General features: G+C 50.2%; 13 protein-coding genes. 10 read left to right on the top strand and 3 right to left on the bottom strand.

Annotation, left to right across the window (positions count from 1 at the left end; translation table 11 throughout):
- Positions 1 to 197 precede the first annotated feature (197 nt).
- From H583_RS0100530 to H583_RS37935, 9 genes are all read left to right on the top strand, one after another.
- Positions 198 to 1,082 carry an ABC transporter permease gene (locus tag H583_RS0100530; RefSeq protein WP_028558759.1) on the top strand — a complete coding sequence of 295 codons (885 nt, stop codon included), beginning with the start codon at positions 198 to 200 and terminating at the stop codon, positions 1,080 to 1,082.
- Positions 1,083 to 1,100: 18 nt separating this feature from the next.
- Complete coding sequence (locus H583_RS0100525) at positions 1,101 to 1,997, top strand: carbohydrate ABC transporter permease (RefSeq protein WP_028558758.1); 897 nt, start codon at positions 1,101 to 1,103, stop codon at positions 1,995 to 1,997.
- Positions 1,998 to 2,260: 263 nt separating this feature from the next.
- Complete coding sequence (locus H583_RS0100520; protein WP_028558757.1) at positions 2,261 to 3,910, top strand: extracellular solute-binding protein; 1,650 nt, start codon at positions 2,261 to 2,263, stop codon at positions 3,908 to 3,910.
- 115 nt (positions 3,911 to 4,025) lie between these two features.
- Positions 4,026 to 7,079 carry an alpha-mannosidase gene (locus tag H583_RS0100515; protein ID WP_245585810.1) on the top strand — a complete coding sequence of 1,018 codons (3,054 nt, stop codon included), beginning with the start codon at positions 4,026 to 4,028 and terminating at the stop codon, positions 7,077 to 7,079.
- A 272-nt stretch (positions 7,080 to 7,351) separates the two neighbouring features.
- Positions 7,352 to 8,038, top strand: a complete 687-nt coding sequence (locus H583_RS0100510) for a Fic family protein (RefSeq protein ID WP_051235872.1) — start codon at positions 7,352 to 7,354, stop codon at positions 8,036 to 8,038.
- A 213-nt stretch (positions 8,039 to 8,251) separates the two neighbouring features.
- Entirely contained in the window at positions 8,252 to 9,256 is a 1,005-nt protein-coding gene (locus tag H583_RS0100505; protein WP_028558754.1) for a methionine ABC transporter ATP-binding protein, read from the top strand.
- Positions 9,253 to 9,915, top strand: coding sequence for a methionine ABC transporter permease (locus H583_RS0100500; RefSeq protein WP_028558753.1), 663 nt, complete (start codon positions 9,253 to 9,255; stop codon positions 9,913 to 9,915). The genes H583_RS0100505 and H583_RS0100500 overlap by 4 nt, the downstream gene beginning before the upstream one ends.
- A gap of 43 nt (positions 9,916 to 9,958) precedes the next feature.
- On the top strand, positions 9,959 to 10,816 hold the full coding sequence (locus H583_RS0100495) for a MetQ/NlpA family ABC transporter substrate-binding protein (RefSeq protein ID WP_028558752.1): 858 nt from the start codon (positions 9,959 to 9,961) through the stop codon (positions 10,814 to 10,816).
- 328 nt (positions 10,817 to 11,144) lie between these two features.
- A complete protein-coding gene (locus H583_RS37935; RefSeq protein WP_342663498.1) occupies positions 11,145 to 11,306 on the top strand; it encodes a GNAT family N-acetyltransferase in 162 nt (53 codons plus the stop codon).
- 9 nt (positions 11,307 to 11,315) lie between these two features.
- Here the strand turns inward: H583_RS37935 and H583_RS0100480 are convergent, their stop codons facing one another.
- Entirely contained in the window at positions 11,316 to 11,825 is a 510-nt protein-coding gene (locus tag H583_RS0100480) for a hypothetical protein (RefSeq protein ID WP_028558751.1), read from the bottom strand.
- A 406-nt stretch (positions 11,826 to 12,231) separates the two neighbouring features.
- On the opposite strand from H583_RS0100480, the gene H583_RS0100475 reads away from it, so the two are divergent.
- Complete coding sequence (locus tag H583_RS0100475) at positions 12,232 to 14,799, top strand: PEP/pyruvate-binding domain-containing protein (protein WP_081666916.1); 2,568 nt, start codon at positions 12,232 to 12,234, stop codon at positions 14,797 to 14,799.
- Positions 14,800 to 15,029: 230 nt separating this feature from the next.
- Here the strand turns inward: H583_RS0100475 and H583_RS0100470 are convergent, their stop codons facing one another.
- Positions 15,030 to 15,443, bottom strand: coding sequence for an organic hydroperoxide resistance protein (locus tag H583_RS0100470; protein ID WP_028558749.1), 414 nt, complete (start codon positions 15,441 to 15,443; stop codon positions 15,030 to 15,032).
- Between the two features lie 190 nt (positions 15,444 to 15,633).
- Positions 15,634 to 16,665: an ABC transporter substrate-binding protein gene (locus H583_RS31460; RefSeq protein ID WP_036708025.1), complete on the bottom strand. Its 1,032-nt coding sequence runs from the start codon at positions 16,663 to 16,665 to the stop codon at positions 15,634 to 15,636.
- Positions 16,666 to 16,733: the final 68 nt, after the last annotated feature.

Here is a 16,733-nt window from a genome sequence, read left to right as displayed (position 1 = left end):
GGAATGGATGTACCCCCGGGAAACGATGTACCTTTCGGAGATTGCCGGAGAAGCCATACACTGTTGGGGAAGAAGAAAGCGCTGTTATGAACGGCAGCAACATGCAGGAGGGATGGCTTTTGAGCAACGTGACCGGCATCAGTCAGAGATCACAACATCAGGGGAAGGAGCGTTTTTGGAACGTACATGGCAAACGGATGCGGAAGCATTGGCAGCTTTATTTATTCGTCCTTGTACCGGTCTTGTATTTTATATTGTTCAAATATTACCCGATGATTAATTCCGTGCTGGCATTCAAGGACTACAATGTGACCAAGGGGATATGGGGCAGTGATTGGGTCGGGATGAAGCATTTCAGATTGTTTTTCGAGAATCCGATTTTTTGGACGCTGGTTAAAAACACCCTGATCATCAGTGTGTATCAGCTCGTGGTCGGCTTTCCGATTCCGATTCTGTTAGCGCTCTCTTTGAACGAAATACGGAATGGCCGGTTCAAGCGGTTTATTCAGCTTGTCACCTTCGCGCCTTATTTTATTTCGACAGTGGTCATCGTCTCGATGATTATGCTGTTTTTGGCTCCGCGTCTTGGCTTCGTCAATGTGGCCCTCGGCCATTTGGGACTGGAAGGCGTGAATTTCCTCGGAGAGCCGGGCATGTTCCGTTCTATCCATGTATGGTCCGATATATGGCAAAATGCCGGGTATTCGACGGTTATTTATTTGGCAGCGCTCGCAGGGGTTGACCCGATGCTGTACGAGGCGGCGAAGGTCGACGGCGCTTCACGGCTGCAAAAGATTATTCACATTGATCTGCCCGGTATTTTGCCGACGGCTACGATTATTTTGATTTTGAACGTGGGGTCGATTATGGCGCTTGGATTTGAAAAAATCTATCTGCTGCAAAATCCGCTCAATCTTGAAACATCGGAGATCATCTCAACCTATGTGTACAAAGCCGGATTGCTGAATGCAAACTACAGCTTTGCTACGGCGGTGGGGCTGTTCAACTCCGTCATCAATTTGCTGCTGCTCGTATTCGTCAATACGCTGGCCAAGCGGCTATCCAATAACAGCTTATGGTAGAGGGGAGCGGTATCAGAAATGGCTAAAGCTGCGAAAATTAAAGAACCACTATCCGACCGGCTGTTTTTGGGTGTCGTCTATACGGTGCTCATACTGATTATGGTGGTTGTGATGTACCCGCTGATTTATATAATCAGCAGCTCGTTTAGCAGCCCGGCTGCTGTAGCGTCGGGAAAAGTATGGCTGTGGCCGGTTGAATTTTCATTGAAGGGTTATGCAGGGCTGCTGCACAATCCGCAAATTTTGACGGGTTACGGGAACTCCATTTTTTATACAGTAGCCGGTACGCTGATCAGTGTTACACTTACGATTCTGCTTGCTTATCCGCTGTCAAGGAAGTCCTTTTCCGGCGGCAGGACGTTAATGATGTTCATTACGTTCACGATGCTGTTCAACGGCGGGCTGATTCCAACCTACATGGTGGTGAAGGAGCTCGGCTTTATTGATACGAGGTGGGCGCTGCTGATTCCGAATGCAATCTGGGTGTGGCAGGTGATTATTGCCCGTACCTTCTTCCAGTCGTCAATTCCCGATGAACTGGCGGAGGCAAGTGAGATAGACGGGGCCAGTGATGCGCGATTTGTATGGAGCATCGTACTCCCGCTGTCCAAGCCGGTCATTGCGGTATTGATGCTGATGTATGCTGTCGGACAGTGGAATGCGTATTTTGATGCGCTGATTTATTTGAAGTCCGACAATCTGTATCCGCTGCAACTGGTGCTGCGCAGCATTATTATTCTCAATAACAATGCAGCAGGTCCGATGGATGCGATGAAGCTGGTGGAGCGCCAGCAGCTGGCGGAATTGCTGAAATACTCGCTTATTGTTGTGTCGACACTGCCTGTGCTGATTATTTACCCGTTTGTGCAGCGTCATTTTGTGCAGGGCATGCTGATCGGCTCTGTCAAGGGCTAGTTGGCAGCCGGAGCGGTCATCTTGAAAGGGGTGATGCAGGGCAATAGTCTTAAGGCCGGCGTGTAACAATAAGAAAAGCAAGCGTAAGCGGGTCAAGCGGCAGTATGATAAGAAATGTAAAAAAAGCGGAGTCTGAGAAGGTGTCAAAACGGTGATCAAGCCGTGAAACGAGCAAAAGCCTGGAATCTGATTCAGGCAGCTTATGCGTAAAAAGGACGATTGTATCCCGACGTTGTTAACAATGATCAAAGGAGAGGAAGCCATTGAAAAGGAACATCATCAGCCTTGTGTGCATGATTTTGCTGGCAAGCAGTGTACTGGCGGCATGTGCCTCAAATACAAAGGGTGGAAATACCGCCAGTGAGGGCGGAACCGGACCGGTAGAAATCAGTGTGTTCACTCAGCAGGAAGCAACCCAGGATTTGAAGACGAGCGATTTCACCAAACTTGTAGAGGACAAGTTCAATATCCGCTTCAAGTGGGAGATCATCCCGTATGACGGCGCCAAAGAGAAGCGCCAAATTTCCCTGGCAAGCGGCGATTACCCGGATACGTATATTTTAACCGACTATGTGGACCAGTTCTCGCAGGCGGATGTGCTCCGTTATAGCCAGCAGGGGATTTTCGTTCCGCTGAATGATCTGATCGAGCAATATGCGCCGAACATCAAGGCGGCGATGGATAAGAATCCGACACTGAAGGCGATGAATACAGCGCCAGACGGCAATATTTACGGCCTGGTCAATTACAGCGAGTGCTTCCACTGTTCTTATCCGAACAAAATGTGGATCAACACCAAATGGCTCGAAGAGATGAAGCTGGAGATGCCGAAGACGACAGATGATTTCCGCAACGTCTTGAAAGCGTTCAAAACAGGAGACCCTAACGGCAACAAAAAGGCCGATGAAGTGCCTCTCAGCGGTTCAACAGAGGATTTCGGCGTACGGATTGTACCGTTCCTGATGAATGGCTTTATTTATAATGATGACCGCAATTATTTGACCATGAAGGACGGCAAGGTCGACACGGCTGCGAACAAGCCGGAATGGAAGGAAGGGCTGGCCTATATCAAGTCGCTCTATGACGAGGGGCTAATTGACAAGGGAGCCTTTACACAAAATGCTGAAGCATTCAAACGGATCGGAGAGAATGCGGATGCCCAGATTCTCGGTGCCGGAGCAGGCATGCACCCGGCGATATTCGTGAACACAGGCGAAGGCAATACCCGTGGCATGGACTATAATCCGCTGCCTCCACTACAGGGGCCGCATGCATCCTATACGGTCCATAATGCGTCCAGCGCGATCCCGGGGGCTAAATTCGTCATTACGAACAAGGCGAGCGAAGAAGCAAAGATTGCACTGATCAAGCTCGTCGATTATTTGTATACCCCGGAAGGACAGGTATCTGCTGAGGCTGGCAAGGAGGGCGTCGGCTGGAGAAAGCCGGAGGCAGGCGAGAAGGCGCTTGGAGAGAATGTGACACCGCTGTTCGCCAGCATTCCGTCCAAAGAGGGCGACAAGCCTAACAATACGGGCTGGTATGGCATGGGCAACTTCTATATGCCGAAGGAATACCGGGACAGTTGGGTGCAGGGAGAGGATATCTATGCATCTTCCGGTTATGAGCGCAGATTGTATCAAGCGACGTTGCAGTATCAGGGCAAGGAGCCGAAGGAGATTTACCCGGTCTGGGCGGTCTGGATTGATCCGGCCTTGGCGGACGAGCAAAGCATGCTGCAAATTAATTTGAAAAACTACATCGATCAATATACGTTGCAGTTCATCACGGGCAGCAAGGATTTGAATAAGGACTGGGATACGTATACGAAGGGGCTTGAGAATTTGAAATTGGGCCGTTTCCTTGAAATTATGCAGCAGTCTTACGATGTGACGTATAACTCATCCAAGTAAAAGGGCAGGCCGCAACTTCGGGAGGTCAGGCTTGCGAGAAGAAGCGGCCCCCTTTTTGCTGTTCAACTCATCAGAGATCAAATAAAAAGCTGTAAAGATTAGAGGTGGAGTTTACATGATGAAAAATGCCAAAGAGGTACTGTTTCACATTGCGAAATGGCAGCGGGAGAAGGAGCGTTATATTTACAAAGAGACAGGAAAGATGGAGCTCTCCTATCGTCCTTCAGATACATGGCTCTCTTATGAACAGGCCGCATCCGGGGCGGGAACGCCAATTGATACGGGGACAAAATGGGGGCAAAACTGGCAGTATGGCTGGTTCAGCGGCAAGGCGGTCATGCCGGAGGAGGCAGCAGGCAAGCGTGTGGTGCTGCAGCTGAATTTTGGCGGCGACGGATTAATCTATGTGAACGGCAAGCTGGCCGGGGCGAGTGACCAGCAGCATCCCTATATTGAATTGACGGAGCAGGCAGCAGCAGGAGAAGCCTATGAAATTCTGGCTGAAGCTTACGCAGGCCATCAGGACGAGCAGCCGGTCTACAGCAAGGCTGCAATTTCCATCGTCAACGAGTCCATGTATCAATTTTTTATTGATTTGAACGTGCTGGTTCAGCTCCGCAACGGACTGGAGCTCGGATCGCTGCGTGTCAGTGAAATTGATAAAGGATTCCGAAAGCTGCTGGCAGCAATTGATTGGAGTGTGTCCTGGGACGAGCTTGAGGTCATGGCTCTGGCAGGCAGAGAGATTATGCGTCCCTTGCTCGAGTGTGTGAATGGCTCCACAGTTCCCAAGCTGTTCATGATGGGCCAGTCGCATCTGGATATTGCGTGGCTGTGGCCGATTGAGGAGACGAAACGGAAGATTGCCCGGACTTTTTCCAACCAGCTCGCCCTGTTGCGGGCATACCCGGAATATGTATACACGCAAAGCCAGCCGTATTTGTTTCAGATGGTCAAGGAACTTTATCCTGAGCTGTACGAGGAGATTAAGTCCTATATTGCGGCCGGAAGAATCATCCCGGAGGGCGGCGCATGGGTAGAGCCGGATACGAATATTCCGAGCGGTGAAAGCCTCGTACGCCAGTTTCTGTATGGCAAGCAGTTTTTCCGCGAGGAATTCGGCACGGACAGCAAGCTGCTGTGGCTGCCCGATGTATTCGGCTATTCAGGCAATCTCCCGCAAATTATGAAAAAAAGCGGCGTCGATTATTTCGCATCCGTGAAAATGTATCAAACCTATGAAAACGTAGTCGATCCGTTCCCGTATAACACGTTTCATTGGGAGGGGATTGATGGCTCCACAGTTTTGACGCATCTGATGGACTATGGTCCTTTCCCTAACCCGGCGGATGTGAGCTACGCTCTATTCCAATGGAATGAACGTATTCAGAAGGAAGATATCTCGACCCGTCTGGTGCAGTTCGGCTACGGAGACGGCGGCGGCGGGGCGAACCGGGATGATCTGGAGACGCTGCGGCGTATCGGCAATCTGGAGGGTGTGCCACAGACAGCCATAACCGGTCCGCTGGATTATTTCGAGGATCTGCAACAGCGTGGAGTACCGGATGCCCGCTACATTGGGGAGCTGTATTATCCGGCTCACCGCGGAACCTTCACCTCCCAGGCCCGGATGAAGCAGGGCAACAGAAGAGGCGAGACAGCTTTGCGCGAAGCCGAACTATGGAACACCATTTCCTATGTGAGAGGAAAACTGGCTGCTTATCCGCAGGATGAACTTCGGGAGACATGGAAGAAGCTGCTGCTGAATCAGTTCCACGATATTTTGCCGGGTACGTCAATTCCACGGGTTCATGAAGAGGCAGATGCGCAATTTGCAGAGATTGAGGCGGAGGCAAGCCGGATCGCATCCGATGCCTTGATCACACTTACAGATAAGCAGGAGGATGTCGTCAGTGTATTCAACTCACTGGCCTGGGAGCGGGAGAGCGTCATCGAGCTGCCGTCATCATGGGAGCATGCAGAGACCATTGATAGCAAACAGCTTACAATCCAGACGCAAGGTGCTAAACGCTTCGCTCGTGTAACGATCCCCGCACTTGGAAGCCGTGTGATCGGCAGAAATGCAGGACCAGAAGCAGAAGCGGGTGCCCAAGCGCCCGAAGTTTCCGTGACTGCCACAAGCCGCTCTTTGGAGAATAGCCGAATCCGGGTGGAACTGAACGAATACGGCGAAATCACGGCCATTACAACTAAAGAAACGGGAACGGATTGGAATAACGGTTTCTGCAACCGGTTCCGCATGTACCGCGACCAGACGTCGATCTTCGATGCCTGGGAAATTGACCGCCGGTATGAGGAGGCGGAAATGGAACTTCCGGAGACGGCAAGCATCACCGTCATTTCCGAAGGGCCGCTATTTGCCGCTGTCCGGGTCGAGAGACGGTTGAACCAGTCGCTGCTCACCCAGGAAATTTATTTGGAGGCTGGCAGCAGCAGGGTGGAGTTCCGCACTACGGTTGACTGGAAGGAGAAAAACAAGCTGCTCAAGGTCGGATTTGATACGAATCTTCATGCGAATGAGGCGCTGCACGAGATTCAATTCGGCTACGTGAAGCGGCCCAACCATGCTTCCCGTCCGCATGATGGGGACCGTTATGAGGTGAATCAGCATAAATGGTCGGCGCTGGTCGAAGGCAACCGGTATTTTGCCCTGCTGAATGACTGCAAATACGGGCTGAATGTGAAGGGCAAGCAGATGAATCTGACCTTGCTGCGCGCCCCTGTCTACCCGGATGCGAATGCGGATATCGGAATACATCAATTTACGTATGCTTTGCAGATCGGCCACGACGGGTTCATACAAAGCTCTGTTGTCCGTGATGCATACGAATTGAATACGCCTGTGCAGATTGTACCGGGAGCAGCACTGGAGCAGGAGACATTCTTATCTTGCGACCAGAGCAATATTATCGTGGATACAATCAAGCGGGCCGAGCATTCGAATCAGGAGTGGGTGGTCAGGCTTTATGAGAGCAAAGGGACGTCTGTAAATTGTAACTTGGCTGTAAGCGAGGATTTCGCGGAAGTCTGTGAGACCAATATGCTGGAGCAGCCGATCGATGGGGAGATCATCAGAACGGAAGGCGGTATCCGCTTGAACTTTAAGCCGTTTGAAGTGAAAACGATCAAATTTACGTCTGTGCGGTAGGCAGCCGGCGGGCAGCAAGCCCAATGAAATAAAGAAAAGGACATGAAAGCAAAGCCCTGTATGGTCGCTTTGCTTGATGTCCTTTTTTTATTTTAAATTTGCGAGATATCCTGGATACGGATCGTTATAAAGGAAGCGAGCCGATTGCCACACGGCTCTTTTTCTGATGTGGTATAATGGGGGATAGGACGGTTGGATAGGGTGAGGAGGAAGATCTTTTGGATTTTATTACCATTGATCGATTAAAAAAAGAGCTGGATGCGCTCACACCTATGCCACCGGCAGCCGTACGGAATTTGGAACAGGTTTACCGGGTTGAGTGGACCTATAACTCCAATGCGATAGAAGGCAATACCCTGACTTTGCTCGAGACCAAACTGGTACTGGAGGAAGGTCTTACAATCGGCGGCAAGAAGCTGAGGGAGCATTTTGAGGTTATTAACCATTCAGAGGCGATCAGCTTCATTGAAGATATGATAAGTAGCAATACAGAGCTTACGGAATATATGATCAAATCGGTTCATCATCTGGTTCTGAAAAATATTGATGACGAAAATGCCGGGCGATACCGGATGATTAACGTGATGATATCCGGTTCCCGCCATATTCCTCCAAATTTCGCAATTGTCTCTGAAAAAATGGAGCAATTGATGACGTGGTATCAGGCGCACAAAGATCAGCTTCACCCTGTGGAGCTGGCAGCAGAGTTTCTTTTCAGATTCGTATATATCCATCCTTTTGCAGATGGGAACGGCCGTACAGCCCGTCTTTTAATGAACCTGGTGCTGATGCAACATGGTTACCCTCCTCCGATTTTAAAAGCTGCAGATACAGACAGACTGACGTATTATGAAGCATTGGAGGAAGCAAGTCTTCATGGGAATGTGAATCCGTTCATTGCCTTTATTGGAGACGCAGTTGTGGAGAGTTTGAGAAGATACATTGGTGCTGTTACGTAAGAGCAGTGTGATTTATACGTTTTAGTTAAACCCATCACAGTTGATGTCTACGATTTTGCTGCCAAACCATGCTGTCGCCATCAGGCGCCAGCCGTTTGTGTTGGAGGGAATGTTGGCTTCCCTGATTTAGGGAATTGAAAATCAGGCTGAATTATATTAAACTGGTCCAATAGGAAATCCGAGATTTTCGGTTGGATATGGGGAGTGTTTGATCTGATTGAATTAGCAGGCGTTAATAAGGTCTATCGTGCCGGTGCCTCTGAGGTACAGGCCTTGATTGATGTTAACGTGACCGTAAATAAAGGAGAAATTTTTGGCGTGATCGGCCATTCCGGCGCCGGGAAGAGCACATTGCTCCGTTGTGTGAATCTTCTGGAGCGGCCCTCGGAGGGCCGGGTCACAGTCGGGGGCACCGAGCTTACAAGCCTGGGGGAAAAAGAGCTGCAAAGCCGCAGGCAGAAGATCGGTATGATCTTTCAGCACTTCAATCTGTTGACAACTGCGACTGTCAGGGACAATGTGGCGTTTCCGCTTAAGATATCCAGCCTGACCAAGAAGGAAGTCAAAGCACGGGTGGACGAGCTGCTTGAACTGGTCGGCTTGCGCGACCATCAGCACAAATATCCGGCCCAACTGTCAGGCGGACAGAAGCAGCGGGTAGGCATTGCCCGGGCACTGGCTAATCATCCTGACGTCCTGCTGTGTGATGAAGCGACTTCTGCGCTTGACCCGCACACGACCGAGTCCATTCTGGAGCTGCTCAAGGACATTAACAGCAAGCTTGGGATTACGATTTTGCTGATTACACATGAGATGAATGTTATCCGTTCGATTTGCGACCGTGTAGCTGTTATGGATCAGGGGCGGGTCATTGAGATGGGCGACGTGCTCAGCGTATTCTTGAATCCGCAGCACCCCACCACCAAGGGATTTGTCAGTCAGGTGACGGATATGATAGATACCGAGGCGCTCGGAATCCGTTCAGAAGGCCGGGTAGTACGAATCAATTATATGGGAAATACGGCTTACGAGCCTGTACTATTTGAGACCGTACGCTCCACAGCGGCAACCTTTGTTATTTTGCAAGGGACTGTTTCACGGATGAAGGATACGCCTTACGGGCAGTTAATTGTAGAGCTGAGGGGAGAACGGAAGGATACCGACCATATCATTTCCGAGCTCCGGCAGCAGGGATTGGATGTGACGATCATTCAATGAGCTTCTTTGAAAATGTAAACTGGGCTGATATTTGGAAAGCATCGAAGGAAACGCTGACGATGCTGGGTGCTTCGTTGTTCTTTACGTTAATTATCGGACTGATTATTGGTCTTGTCCTGTTTTTGACTTCCTCAGGGCAATTATTGCAAAATAAGTGGCTGTACCGTCTGATTTCCATGGTAGTCAATGTCTTGCGGTCTGTGCCGTTTGTCATTTTGATGATTACGATCATGCCGCTGACGAAAATGATGGTCGGGACCTCAATCGGGGTCAAAGGGGCTATTCCGCCTCTTGTAGTAGCTGCTGCTCCATTCTTCGCTCGCCTTGTAGAGGCGGCGCTTCGAGAGGTAGATCGCGGTATTATTGAGGCAGCGCAAGCAATGGGCTTCTCCAAGGGCATGATCGTCTGGCAAGTGATGGTTCGGGAATCCAGAACCGGATTGATTGCGGCTGTGACCATTACTGCGGTAACTCTTGTATCGTATACGGCAATGTCAGGAATTATCGGGGGCGGAGGTCTTGGAGACCTGGCGATTCGATTCGGTTATCAGAGATACCGGCCTGACGTTATGCTCGTCACGGTTGCATTTTTAGTGATTTTGGTTCAAGCTTTGCAAATGGCGGGTGACGCGCTGGTGCGTCGTTTTAGCCGGAAGTAAAGTGGACAATAGATAAACATAAAAGGATTAGGGGGAAACAGAAATGAAAAAATCTTTAGTTGTTTTGATTGCATTAATGCTGGTGCTGGCCGGATGCGGAGCGCGCGACACGGCGCCGCAAAATACAGGTGCCAATAAAGGCGAAAACACACAGGGTGCTCAGCCAGCACAAAATGAGGAAGTAACCTTGAAGGTTGGCGCTAGCCCTGTACCACACGGTGATATTCTGAAATCCATTATCCCGGCTCTGAAAGAGCAAGGGGTTAACCTGGAAGTTACCGAGTTCAACGACTATGTTCAGCCGAATGTACAAGTGTTCGAGAAGCAGCTCGATGCGAACTTCTTCCAGCACACACCATACCTCGATCAATTCAACAAAGACAGAAACTATGATCTTGTAAAAGTAGCGGGTGTCCATGTCGAGCCTTTCGGCGTATACTCCCACAAGCTGAAATCCATTGATGAGCTGAAGGATGGAGCAAAAATCGCGATCCCGAACGACCCGTCCAATGGCGGACGCGCACTGCTTCTGCTTGCACAGCATGGCCTGATTAAACTGGATGAAACCAAAGGCGTAGAAGTTACAGTTGGAGACATCAAGGAAAATCCGCGCAAATTCCAATTTGTAGAACTGGAAGCTGCTACTCTGCCGCGCGTTCTGGATGAAGTAGACATTGCAACCATCAATACGAACTATGCACTGGAAGCAGACCTGAATCCGACACAAGACGCACTGCTGATTGAAGACAAGGATTCTCCATATGTGAACATTCTCGTTGCCCGTCCGGACAACAAAGATTCCGATGCGATGAAGAAGCTGATTGCAGCTTTGCATACACCGGAAGTAGAGAAATTCATTAATGACACTTACAAAGGTGCTGTAGTACCGGCATTTGACTAAGTGAATCAAGTTTATATTTTATAGTATGAAAAATATTTTAGATGCAATGGCATTCAAACTGGTGACAGTTTGAATGCCATTATTTTTTTCCGGAAATGCCTATACGAAGATGCTTGAAAAACAATTTGAAATATCCAGTTATTGTTATATAATCGTATGAAAATCTTTTGGGGGAATGTCTGATGAAACTTAGGTTTGAAACCGAAAGGCTTGTTCTTTTGCCCTTTGAAATGACGGATGCTGAAACTGTACAAGAGCTTGCCGGGAGCTTTGCTGTAGCAAGAACAACAATGTCCATTCCACATCCTTATCCCGATGGGCCGCCGCGTTGCCCCAAAATCCGGCTTCTACAGGTGTGATGAAAAAACTGGGCATGAGTTATGAAGGAGAATTCAAACAGCATATCTGGATGAGAGGCAATTTTGAGGATCTGATGTACTACGGCATGACGAAACAAGACTATGACCAAATGCAGAATCGTCAAGCCTGATAAGGGGGATTATTTTTTTCCTTCGTTGTCAAAGGCGGCTTTGATTTTTTTCGCTTCCTCCAGATTCGCAGCAGGAGCTGTAATAAAGTCAGGATCGGACGAGCCCGGATCATTGACCTGCAGCTTCATCTGGTCAAAATCTCCCTTGATCCAGAGTGCGCCCAGCAATTTCAGATCCGGCTTGCCATTAATGACAGAGGTATAGGTGAGCCCGCCAAAACCGTTGCGGATTTCTTTGTGAAAGACGACATCAATCAGCTCATAGGTCTTCGTAAATTTATAGTCATCCCCATCCACACTCAGCTTGCCTCTAAATGAGGATTCACCAAATAAAGGCCGGGACAAGGTGCCTTCCACTTGAACAGATGTTTCCTGCGCGGAGGACAGATCGCCTTCACTAAATTGAATTGCTGAATACGTGACATCAATGGTTCTGGGGAAATGATAGACAGACAGGAAGACGCCCAAAGCCAAAACAGCCAATACAGTGAAAAAGAGAGGTTTTTTGGATCGACGCAAGATAGTGGTCCCCTTTCCGTTACAAAAAAATAGCGCCCCGGATGGAGAATAGGGGAGCCTGCTATTGACGACAACTAGAATTTTCCTGAAGAAATCAGCTGCACACCTTGAACATCAGTGATCGGATGCAGATGAAGCAGTGGAAAAACAAAGTTCTTTGATTATATAATATCTGGAATTTCTAATCAATAGTGCTAACCGCACTTGTGATGCCCGGCGAATCCTGAAGAAAGGCGGAGTTTTGCTGGTGCAGCGGGAAATTTGATCCGTAATGTAGAAGTTAAGAAATATTCGAAAGTTTTTTGAACGATATGCAATTATGAGCTGTATGACTGGAAGATGTGTTTCGTAGTGTGAACGTCTGAGGCAAGCTATTTGCGAATCAGAGTGAAGGGGGCTATCGTCTATGGGTGAATCAGAGATGAATGGCAAGGTGAGTACAGGAGTAACCGGGTTTGATCAGGTCATCGACAAGCTGAGGCTCGGGGATAATGTGGTCTGGCAGGTCGATTCGGTTGCACATTATAAGAAAATGGTCGGACCGTACGTCGAACAGGCGAAGCGGGAATCAAGAAGGCTGGTATATGTCCGGTTTGGCAGCCATGAGCCGGTGCTGGAGGAAGACCCGGATATCGAGGTGTATGCGCTGGATGCCCGCAAGGGATTTGAGAGCTTCGCAACAGCTGTCCACAGCCTGATGGAGCAGGAGGGCCGCAAAACCTTTTACATTTTCGACTGTCTCACGGAGCTGCTGGAGCACTGGTATTCCGATGCGATGATCAGCAACTTCTTTAACGTGTCCTGCCCGTTTCTCTATGAGCTTGATACGATTGCTTATTTTTCCATCATCCGCAATGCCCATACATACAGCACAATTGCCAGCATCCGGGAGACAACACAATTGCTGCTTGACCTATACCAGGTGAACGGGCATTTTTACATTCATCCGCTCAAGGTATGGAACCGGTATTCTCCAACGATGTTTTTCCCGCATCTTATTGACGGGCAGGAAGCCGTTTGCATTACAGCAAGCACCCAGGCAGCCGAATTGTTCTCTGCCATTCACCGCGGCGAGGAACGGCTTGACTATTGGGATACGGTGGTGAACCGTGCAAGAGAAACCATTACGATGGGAGCATCCGGATCAGCAGAGCAGGAGGCATACAAGAAGCTGCTGCTGTCCCTGCTTGTTGGTTCAGAGTCGCGGATGCTCAAGCTGTGCGAGCGCTTCTTCATGCTGGAGGATCTGATCATGCTGGCTTCAAGGGAGGTAGGGACAGGCTTCATTGGCGGCAAAAGCGTAGGCATGCTGCTCGCCCGCAAAATTTTGGAGCATGAAGGCGCGGAACGATTCATTCCATATCTGGAGCCGCATGATTCGTACTATATCGGGTCTGATGTGTTCTATACGTATATCGTGCAGAACGGCTGGTGGAAGCTGCGCGCGAAGCAGAAGACAAGTGAAGGTTATTTCAAGTATGCCCCGGAGCTTCAGGACAAGCTGATGCACGGCAAGTTCTCGGAAGGCATCCGCAGGCGGTTTATAGAAATGCTCGAATATTTCGGACAGTCTCCGATTATTGTCCGCTCCAGTTCCTTGCTGGAGGATAATTTCGGCAATGCCTTTGCCGGGAAATATGAGAGTGTGTTCTGTGTCAATCAGGGGACGCCGGAGGAACGCTATGAAGCATTCGAGCAGGCCGTGCGGTTAGTCTATGCCAGTATGATGAGTGAGGACGCGCTCAGCTACCGGTTGAACCGGGGACTGGTGGAGCAGGATGAGCAGATGGCACTGCTCGTGCAGCGGGTGTCCGGGGATCATCATCATGACGCCTATTTTCCCCATATTGCCGGGGTAGGGAACTCTTCTAATCTGTACGTGTGGGATCAGAACGTCGATATGGATGCGGGGATGCTGAGGCTCGTATTTGGACTCGGGACGCGCGCTGTAGACCGGACAGTAGGCGATTATGTCAAAATAGTCGGGCTCGACAATCCGCTGCGGATGACGCCGATGCATGCCGGGGACCAGCGGAAATATTCCCAGCATAACGTAGATATTCTCTGCCTGAAGGAGAATGTATTGACGAGCCGCAATGCGGACCAGATGCTGGGCCGCTCTTTACGCGCTGACAGGACATTATTTGCCTCGATTGATTACAGGACCGCCGACCGTCTTCATGAGCTTGGTTATACGGACAGGCCAACACCCTACATTCTGGATTTTAACAAGCTGCTCGCAGGCACGGATTTTCCGGTTGTTATGAAGGATATGCTGGCACTGCTCTCCAAGATCTATGAATATCCGGTAGACATCGAGTTTACTGCGAATTTTACGCCGGATAACCGGTTCAAAATCAATCTGCTCCAATGCCGTCCCCTGCAGACGAGAGGGCTCGGACAGCCTGTGGCAATGCCGGCTCTGGAGAATGGAGAGAAGTGCTTTTTCCATGCCAAAGGCGGATTTATGGGCGGGAATGTGCGGCTGCCGATTGACTATGTTGTGTATGTGCATCCGCAGCCGTATCTGGAGCGGACAGAGCAGGACAAATATGCGGTAGCCAGACAGATCGGGAAGATTAACCGGGAGCTGAAGGGGAAAAATGCGATGCTGGTCGGACCGGGCCGCTGGGGGACAACGACGCCTTCGCTGGGCGTGCCCGTGCATTTCTCGGAGCTGTGCCATATGTCCGTCATTTGTGAGGTAGCGTTCGGTGAAGCTGGATTCATGCCGGAGCTTTCGTACGGAAGCCACTTTTTCCAGGATCTTGTGGAAACAGGTATTTTCTACGCGGCAATTTTCGACGGGAATGAGGGTGTTGGTTTTCATCCCGGGCAGGTCTTGGACAGGGAAAACCAGCTTGCGGCTATTCTGCCCCAGAGCGAAGCATTCGCCGATGTCATTCATATTGCCCGGACAGACGGCATGGAAATCTACTCGGATATTGTGACACAGACATTGCTGTGCCGTTAGAGGCCGGAAGCCTGGAGAGTTGAACGAGGCTGAGGATTAGGTAAGGATTACCGTCCACAGGCCGGACATGAGTCCGCCGCCCGGACGGAGGGGCGGGCAGCCAGTGGAAGGAACAGTTTCCGGCACGGGAACTGATCACGAAAAAAATCCGGCTGGAAATCGCAGGTTGCGAATTCCGGCCGGATTTGATCATTTAGCAGAATTACGCCGTCTCCTAATGATGCTGCCCGTTATTCCGCCGACAGGGTCACTTCAATATTGCCGCGGGTCGCTTTGGAGTAAGGGCAAAACTGGTGGGCCGCTTCCGCAAGCTTTTCCGCCTCTCCCTTTTCCACACCAGGGATATTGACTTTAAGACCAGCGGACAGCTTGTAGCCGTCCCCGTCTTTATGCAGGGAAACGCTAGCCGTGACCGTAGTGCCGTCGACCGAGATTTTCTGCTGGCGTGCAATCAGACGCAGCGCGCTTTCGAAGCAGGCGGCATAGCCTGCCGCAAACAGCTGCTCCGGATTCGTACCGGCAGCACCGTCCCCGCCCAGTTCTTTGGGGATTGTCAGCACCTGGTTGAAATTTCCATCTACTGAAGTAGCTCTGCCGCTTCTTCCACCTTCCACGGTTACTGTTGTCGTATATAATGCTCCCATTATGAACGCCTCGCTTTCCTGAAAGTTTAGGGTGAATCAGGCTTGTACCACTCTGTTGTCATTCACAGCCGGATGTCCGGCCAACAATTCCTGTTTACCCTAAATTCCAGCTCCGTAAACCTGTGCTGCCGTAATCATGCTGGCTGATACCATCCGGGATGAAGGTGGGGCAGTCGGGCTCAAGCAGTGTTTACGGCTTGGTGAGCCATTCTGTCAGTTCCTCTGTTTGAGCAAGAACGGCCAGCGGATCATAGTACCAGGAACGCTCTTCAGGCCATATATAGAAATGTCCATTTTTCACCGCAGGAAGATTGCTCCAGATCGGATCGGCCTTGAAATCCTCAATTGTACGTTTGTTTGAGGTCATGATGACATAGTCTCCTGCAAAATTCTCCAGCAGCTCCGGTGACAGCTCGGCCCATTGCTTCTCCATAATTTGTGCAGCAACTTTATCCGGGGGCTTGCGTCCCAATGCCTGATAGACAGGCTGGCCGCCGCGGCCAAAGTTATCTCCGTATACCCAGGTTGTCTTTTCTCCGTCCTCCATAATCGAGAAGGTAGCATCAGCCGGAATTACGGCGTCTACCTTGGCTTTTGCATCAGCGATGCGCTGATCATAGTTTTCCAGCCAGGCTTTGGCTTCTGTTTCTTTCCCGAGCAGTTCACCGAAGTATGTCAGCTCTTCATGGACATTTTTCAAGTCCCCGTAAGGAATGAAGAGAGTAGGGGCAATCTTGCTAAGCAGCTCGTAGCTGTCCCCGTTGCCGGTAATGATCAGATCCGGGTTCAGACCGACCATGTTCTCTGCGGAGGGTTTGCCATATACGCCCGTATCCGCCACTTTCGAGAGGGCGTCCTTATAATAATAATTTTTAATCGTCAGACCGGGAGCCCCTACAGGTATAACCCCAAGTGCGATAAGGCTTCCCAGGTATTCCTCTGCGACAATGCGCTGCGGGCGGACGGGAATTTCAATTTCCCCTTTAACCGTCTGCACCTTTTTTGTGGCGGTCTGCTCCGCCTGGGATGCGTCGTTCTGATCCTCCCCGGACTGCGAATTTGCGCTGGAACCAGGGGCTGCCTGATTCCCTGAGGGCTGCACTGTCTGATCAGGAGACGGTGCTGCCGAGCCGCAAGCGGAAACGATGACAGAGAGAAATATCAGGCAAGGCAAGATAAAGCGCAGCTTGGCTGCCCAGTTGAAAGCCTGTTGTGAAAGCAATATGAATCCTCCTCATAAAAATGATAACCATTCTCATTGATACTTTACAGGGTGTCATGGCAAATGAC

It is taken from the genome of Paenibacillus pinihumi DSM 23905 = JCM 16419, from assembly GCF_000422505.1.
In the GTDB taxonomy this organism is placed as follows: Bacteria; Bacillota; Bacilli; order Paenibacillales; family Paenibacillaceae; genus Paenibacillus_D; species Paenibacillus_D pinihumi.
This window is presented reverse-complemented; position numbering and strand designations above follow the sequence as displayed.